3 protein-coding genes are annotated in these 1355 nt (G+C 68.3%); 2 read left to right on the top strand and 1 reads right to left on the bottom strand.

What is annotated here, in order from left to right; all coding sequences use genetic code 11:
• Nucleotides 1-119, bottom strand: a 119-nt coding sequence (locus tag DAT37_RS10345) for an oxidoreductase (RefSeq protein ID WP_456320116.1), incomplete at its 3' end; no start/stop codon positions are given.
• A 312-nt stretch (nt 120-431) separates the two neighbouring features.
• Here DAT37_RS10345 and DAT37_RS10350 point away from each other — a divergent pair.
• Nucleotides 432-824: a YciI family protein gene (locus DAT37_RS10350; protein WP_109524546.1), complete on the top strand. Its 393-nt coding sequence runs from the start codon at nt 432-434 to the stop codon at nt 822-824.
• Nucleotides 821-1355 (top strand): sigma-70 family RNA polymerase sigma factor (locus tag DAT37_RS10355; protein WP_157978387.1); only part of this gene is annotated, 535 nt, incomplete at its 3' end. The genes DAT37_RS10350 and DAT37_RS10355, both read left to right, overlap by 4 nt.

Consider the following 1355-nt stretch of genomic DNA (forward strand, 5'->3'; position numbering starts at 1 on the left):
TTCAACTCGGTCGGCACCCCGTCAGGGGTGGATCGGTTCCGCGTCATCGGAGCCATCGCGAGCCGGTGTTCCAGACGGATGTCGCCCACGGTCACGGGGTTCCACAGATGTGTGGTCATCGAAGCCCTCCAGAGCTTTATGTGGCTGGCCACGTAAAGCTAGCACGGATTATGTGGCTAGCCAAATAACTTGGCCCTCGACCGCGATGAGGGCCTTGGCTTGAAGTTCGTCGAGGTTGCGCAGGCGGCGCCGGCAGACCCAGGTCGTTGGGGGCGTTGACGACACCCCGAAGATGGACTGCGAGGTGACGTCGGAGCCACATGCTGGGAATTGAGACCTGCTGGGGTGTCGAGAATGCCTGATCGGCTCCGACGTTCCTGGTGAAGGCGCGGCAGGAAGCGTGCCTGGTCGGAGAAAGAGGAGGATGTCCGGTGAAGTACGTGATCTTGATCCACGCCAACCCTGACCCGTGGGGGCACCCCACGTCGATCTACACCGCTCAGGGGCGGGCGCTTCCACCCGAGCGGCACGAGGAGATGGGCCGGCAGTTCGAGGCGCTGATGACCGAGATCTCCGCCTCGGGGGAGCTCGTCACCGCCGAGGCGCTGGCCGACCCTGTCTCGGCCACCCTGTACGGGTGGAGCCCAGAAGGTCACCTGGCCACCGACGGCCCGTACGCGGAGGCGAAGGAGCAGCTGGCCGGGTTCTTCATCATCGACTGCGACTCCCGTCAGCGCGCCGAACAGATCGCCGCGCAGTTCGCCCAGCCCGGGGATGTGGTCGAGCTCCGGCCGGTGATGTGGCCCGGCGGCGACGATCAATGACCTCCGCCGGCCTGGAGGACGTGTGGCGACGGTGTGCGCCGGACGTGCTGGCCGCGCTCGTGCGCCACTGCGGCGACTTCGACGCCGCCGAGGACGCGGTGCAGGAGGCGTTGCTGGCCGCGGCGCGGCAGTGGCCGGCCGACGGGATGCCGGACAACCCGAGGAGCTGGTTGATCACGGTGGCCTCCCGCCGCCTGGTGGATCAGTGGCGCGCCGAGCAGGCCCGCGCCGAGCGGGAACAGTTGATCGCCCGGCACACCCCACCCGAGGCGTTCCTCGCCCCCGCCGCGGACATTCTCGACAGGGGTGAGCGTGATGACTCGCTGACGCTGCTGTTGCTGTGTTGTCACCCGGCCCTGACCCGCCCATCCCAGGTGGCCTTGACGCTGCGGGCTGTCGCCGGGTTGAGCACCGCGCAGATCGCCCGGGCGTTCCTGGTGCCCGAGGTCACGATGGCTCAGCGGATCAGCCGGGCCAAGAACCGGCTTCGGCAGGTCGGAGCCCGGTTCAGTGCCCCTGCGGCCGAGCAGC

Origin of the sequence: Nocardia aurea, from assembly GCF_003123685.1 — a bacterium.
Lineage (GTDB): Bacteria > Actinomycetota > Actinomycetes > Mycobacteriales > Mycobacteriaceae > Nocardia > Nocardia aurea.